The sequence below is a fragment of the Flavobacterium sp. genome (assembly GCF_043720215.1).
Classification (GTDB): domain Bacteria; phylum Bacteroidota; class Bacteroidia; order Flavobacteriales; family Flavobacteriaceae; genus Flavobacterium.
In genome coordinates this window covers 1-5,431 of sequence record NZ_JAYSSZ010000053.1, presented here as the reverse complement: position 1 = coordinate 5,431, position 5,431 = coordinate 1, and the positions used below count along the sequence as shown (strand labels likewise).

The following is a 5,431-nucleotide window of genomic DNA, read 5'->3' as shown; positions in this document are numbered from 1 at the left end:
AAAGATACATTCCAAAAAAAAATAGTGAGCAGCAGGAAGTTTACTATTTTCATATTATTGAACAAAATTTATTTTTGATGTTCTACAAATACATGTTTGCTTTCTTCTCCTGTATTTTCAAGATTGTATTCGGGTTTGAAACCCACTAAACTTACTTGTAAATTTTCCTCTTTGGCCTTGATAGTGCTAAATTCCTTAATCAAATCGAGCACGTCGTGAGCGATATAAACCGTTTGGGAAGCATCAATAATCACTTTTGAGTTTTCTGGAATTTCTGCCAAAGTCGATTTGATTGCCGATTTGTTCAAAAACGAAACTTCTTGCGCCAAATCGATATGAATCGTATCACCTTCTTTATAGTCTTCTTTCTTGAAATTGTAGGCACGTTTCATGTTTCCTCGCAAGATGAAAAGCACGCTAATAATCATTCCGAGTGCTACTCCTTTTAATAAATCTAAAAACACAACGGCCCCAAAAGTGGCTATAAAAGGTAAAAATTGGTATTTGCCACCTTGCCAAAAATGTTTAAAAACACTTGGTTTAGCCAATTTGTAACCTATTAATAATAGTATTGCAGCTAGTGTTGCAAAAGGGATTTTGTTTAGCAAAACCGGAATTGTCAAAACACTAATCAGTAACAGAACACCATGTATAATGGATGACATTTTTGATTTTGCACCCGCATTTGCATTTGCAGAAGTTCGTACAACAACAGAAGTCATTGGTAATCCACCCAAAAGAGCACTTACTATATTTCCGACACCTTGAGCTTTTAGTTCTACATTGGTATCTGTATAACGTTTTTGAACATCCATTCTGTCGGCTGCTTCAATACACAATAAGGTTTCGATAGAAGCAACAATAGCAATAGTCGCTGCCGCAATCCAAACATTCACATTGGTAAAAGCAGCAAAATTTGGTGTTACTATTATTGCTTTAAACTCTTCAACAGAAGTTGGTACTGGTAAGGATACCAAATATTTTTCTGTGATTTCTAAAGAAGTTCCTTTAAATAAAAATTCATTAATCAGTACACCAACAGTTACAGCTATCAATGCTGCAGGAAGTAGTTTGATGCTACTTAAAGCTGGTATTTTGTTCCAGATTAAAATAATAGCTAATGAAATTGCGGTTACAATCATCACGCCAATTTTGATGTCACCAAAAGCGGCAGCTACATCCGTAAATATTTTTAATCCCGAACCAACTGAAACGTCAGATCCTAAGGCTTTTGGAATTTGTTTTAAGAAAATAATTACTCCAATTCCGGCCAACATACCTTCAATCACATTAGTTGGGAAAAAGTTAGAAATACTTCCCGCCTTTATAAATCCGAGAACTAATTGCATCAATCCAGCCAATAAAACCGCTGTTAAGAAAATATCGAAAGCACCAAGGGTTGAGATTTGCGACAAAACTATAGCTGTTAAACCAGCTGCTGGACCAGAAACGGATAAATGAGATTTACTTAAAAATCCAACTACAATACCACCAATAATTCCCGAAATAATTCCTGAAAATAATGGCGCTCCACTCGCCAATGCAATTCCTAAACACAGTGGCAACGCCACCAAAAAAACCACTAAACCTGACGCAAAATCAGATTTAAGGTTAGCAAAAATATTTGTTTTTTTTGACATCCAAATTTTAATTTAAAATAATAAATAATCACAAGTAAATCTTGTGCTTTTGTTCATTTTAAACTAATTCTGGCGGAAGAAGAAATTGGGTAGACAGTGCTGAGTATTCTTTCAACAGATAAGGTGTAAAAACTTTTGAATTAGATTCTTTTATAAGAAAAGAGAAATCGTTAGCGTTAGCATAAATAAACTCAAATTTAAGTTCTTTATTTTTTTCTGTTTCTTTTGAATCTTCATTTTCATCAAAAAAATTAATAACAATAGTATTTCCTTTATCTGAATTAATCAAGCTAATTATAGTTGATGAAAACTGAAAGGAAATAAAAAAGATTAAAATTATTCTTGATGAAAATTTCATGTTGCGAATATAATTAAAAAAATATTTTAATCATTACCATTTTATAATTGGATTAATTAATTTATATTTTTTTTAACACAGTTGTTAATCCAATATTTTTTTAAAAAACTATAAAGAAATTTTTATCAAAAAAGAGTTTTAAACTTTGTAACTTTGACCTTTTCAATTTAGAAACTAACAAAATAATGAGCCAAGAAATAAGAAACCTTGAACCAAAAGATCTTTGGAACAAATTTGCCGATTTAAACGCAGTTCCTCGTCCATCAAAAAAAGAAGATAGAGTGATCGAATTTATGAAAGAATTCGGAAACAGTTTAGGTCTAGAAACTTTTGAAGACGACATTCGTAACGTAATTATCCGAAAACCAGCAACTGCAGGAATGGAAAACCGAAAAGCTTTGGTTTTGCAAGGACATTTAGATATGGTGCATCAAAAAAATGGTGATACTATTTTCGATTTTGATACTCAAGGAATTGACATGTATGTAGATGGAGACTGGGTTCGTGCTCGAGGAACTACTCTTGGTGCAGATAATGGTCTTGGAGTAGCGATGATTATGGCAATTTTAGAAAGTAAAACCATCAAACATCCAGCGATTGAAGCTTTATTTACTATTGATGAAGAAACTGGAATGACAGGGGCGCTAAATCTAAAAGGTGGCATTCTACGTGGTGATATTCTTTTGAATATGGATACCGAAGAAGATGACGAAATAGGTATTGGTTGTGCAGGTGGAATTGATGTTACAGCAACAAGAAGTTATAACGAAGAAGAGATTCCAGAAGGTTCTGTCGGATATCTAATTACAGTAAAAGGTTTGAATGGTGGTCATTCAGGAATGGATATTCACAAAGGTTTGGGTAATGCTAATAAAATAATGAACCGTTTGTTATTTGACGGATTTGAGAATTTTGGATTGCAAGTTGCCGAAATAAACGGTGGAAGTTTGCGTAATGCAATTCCACGTGAAAGCAATGCTAAAGTTATTGTTGCAGCTATGTATGACGAAGCTTTTGTATTTGATATACAAGAAATTATTGGAGATATTAAATCCGAATTTAAAACGATGGAACCTAACTTAACTATCGAAATTGTAAAAAGCGATTTACCTATTAAAGTAATGGATTTGGGTGTTCAAGAAGGATTAATTCGTTCTATTTATGCTGCTCATAATGGTGTTTATAGAATGAGTGCTGATATTCCAGGATTGGTAGAAACGTCTAATAATATTGCACGTGTGATTGTAAAAGATGGTGAAATAACGATTCAAAATCTAACCCGTTCTTCTGTTGAAAGTTCTAAATTTGATTTGGCTAATGCGTTGCGTTCAGCTTACGAATTATTTGGTTGCGAAGTGGAATGTTCTGGAAGTTATCCAGGTTGGACACCAAATGTAAATTCAGAAATTCTTGATTTATTAGTTAAAATTTACGAAAAACAAAACAACGAAAAACCAAATGTAGCGGCTTGTCATGCTGGTTTAGAATGTGGAATTCTAGGAACAAATTATCCAGATATGGATATGATTTCTTTTGGACCAACTATTCATGGTGCGCACTCTCCAGACGAAAGAGCTTCGATAAAATCTTCTCAGAAATTCTATAAATTTGTATTGGAAATTTTGGAGAATATTCCTCAAAGATAATTTCAAATAATAAAGGCGCTCAATGAGCGCCTTTATTATTACATTTCCTAATATTTTATTCTTTTACAACATTCACTGTTTTCATGGTTCCTGCATTAGTGATAATTTTTGCTAAGTATGTACCTGAATTTAAATGAGACATGTCTATTTCAGTATTAATCGAATCTACTTTTTTATTTAGTACTATTTGTCCTAATAAATTATAGATTATAATACTTTCGATACTTTTACCATTTGATATGTTCAATGTGTTTTTAACCGGATTAGGATAAATACTTAAATCATCCAATTCAAATGAATCTATTTTTAAAGTTGCATCATAAGCTCCAATTTTAAATTCTCCAGCAGTATTTATTTTGTCAGTAGCAGCACCAAATCTCCAAACTCGAGCATTTAATATTTCTCCTGGGAGCCTTCCTGCTATGTCAATACGAGAAAACCAACCCCCATAATCGTCATTACATTCAATTAATTCAAGGTTATTACAAAAACCAGAATATATTGCTAAACCTGTATCAGTCACAGTACTTCCTGGCAAATAAGCTGTTTCAATAGTTACATTTCCTGTTGCGGGAACAATTAAGGTATACCAAGCGTCGCCACCAACATAATTAGCGCAACCTGGGTCAGGAATAAAAGGATTGGCTATTTCAGAATTAGTTGCTCCAGCTAATGATGCAATTATTATTGCACTATTAAAAGAATCTGAAACTGGAATTTGTAAAGCTCCTTCACAATCATCATTTATAAATGCTCCAGTATATAAAGTATTGAAAGATATTGTACTCCAAGGACTATAAGAACCATTTCTACAATCAGTTCTAACATGAAAATAATAAGTTGTTGCAGGATTTAACCCAGAATATGAAATGTTTTCAGTATAAATTTGATTTCCATTTGATGCTGGATTGTTGCTATTTTGGTCTAACACGTATTCATAATAATTTGAAGTTCGTGTCCATGTAATATTTACATTTGACATTGTTATGTCTGTAGCATATATATTATATGGAGATGAACAGTAAGGTCCAATATTGAAAGAGAATGTGTCTTCAGTCGCTGGAGTAGATGCTACTCTAATATAGTATGTTGCACCAGGTTCTAATCCATTATAATTCATAGATGTAGAATCATAATTTGCGCAATAAACAACCTCAAAATTACCACAAGTACCTTTTAAAATAGCTATAGATTTACTATTAGTATTAGTAGCGCCTCCATAAGCAAATTGAATACCACCAGAAAGTGGAGCAGTAAATTTATACCAAACATCTTGTACTAGTCCAGTTGGGTCACAATATTCTGAATTAGTTGTAGGTATACAAATATTATTTGTATTAATACCTATATAACCACTTTGTACATCTAATATAGTGGCAGTTTCACAAGAGACATTAGTAACTGTTGGTACGCAATTTGGAGAATTAATTACAGTTTGTGCATAAGTTTGTACAAAAATAAAGCACGATAAAATTAAGTAATTGTATTTTTTTAGCATAATGAGTGTTTTTAACAAAAATATCTAAATTTTCGGATAATAGATTGATTTTTTTATTTTTAATTAAATTTATTGGAACAAAAAGGACTGACGAAAGAGCTTCGATAAAATCTTCTCAGAAATTTTATAAATTTGTATTGGAAATTTTGGAGAATATTCCTGTGAAATAGTAAATAATTGACTAGTCCTAAATAATCTGTTTCGATTATTTAGGACTAGTCACCATTTAATCTTATAATTTATGGGAATAAAAAACCCTTAGTTTCTCTGAATGACAATATTTTATATA

4 protein-coding genes are annotated in these 5,431 nt (G+C 32.1%); 1 reads left to right on the top strand and 3 read right to left on the bottom strand.

Going from position 1 to position 5,431, the window contains the following annotated elements; translation table 11 throughout:
• Positions 1 to 68: 68 nt before the first annotated feature.
• Positions 69 to 1,640, bottom strand: a complete 1,572-nt coding sequence (locus ACHZC3_RS02280) for a SulP family inorganic anion transporter (protein WP_394758257.1) — start codon at positions 1,638 to 1,640, stop codon at positions 69 to 71.
• Positions 1,641 to 1,698: 58 nt separating this feature from the next.
• Entirely contained in the window at positions 1,699 to 1,998 is a 300-nt protein-coding gene (locus ACHZC3_RS02275; RefSeq protein ID WP_394758256.1) for a hypothetical protein, read from the bottom strand.
• Between the two features lie 185 nt (positions 1,999 to 2,183).
• On the opposite strand from ACHZC3_RS02275, the gene ACHZC3_RS02270 reads away from it, so the two are divergent.
• Positions 2,184 to 3,644, top strand: a complete 1,461-nt coding sequence (locus ACHZC3_RS02270; protein WP_394758255.1) for an aminoacyl-histidine dipeptidase — start codon at positions 2,184 to 2,186, stop codon at positions 3,642 to 3,644.
• Between the two features lie 55 nt (positions 3,645 to 3,699).
• Here ACHZC3_RS02270 and ACHZC3_RS02265 read toward each other — a convergent pair whose 3' ends face one another.
• Entirely contained in the window at positions 3,700 to 5,142 is a 1,443-nt protein-coding gene (locus ACHZC3_RS02265) for a T9SS type A sorting domain-containing protein (protein ID WP_394758254.1), read from the bottom strand.
• Positions 5,143 to 5,431 lie beyond the last annotated feature (289 nt).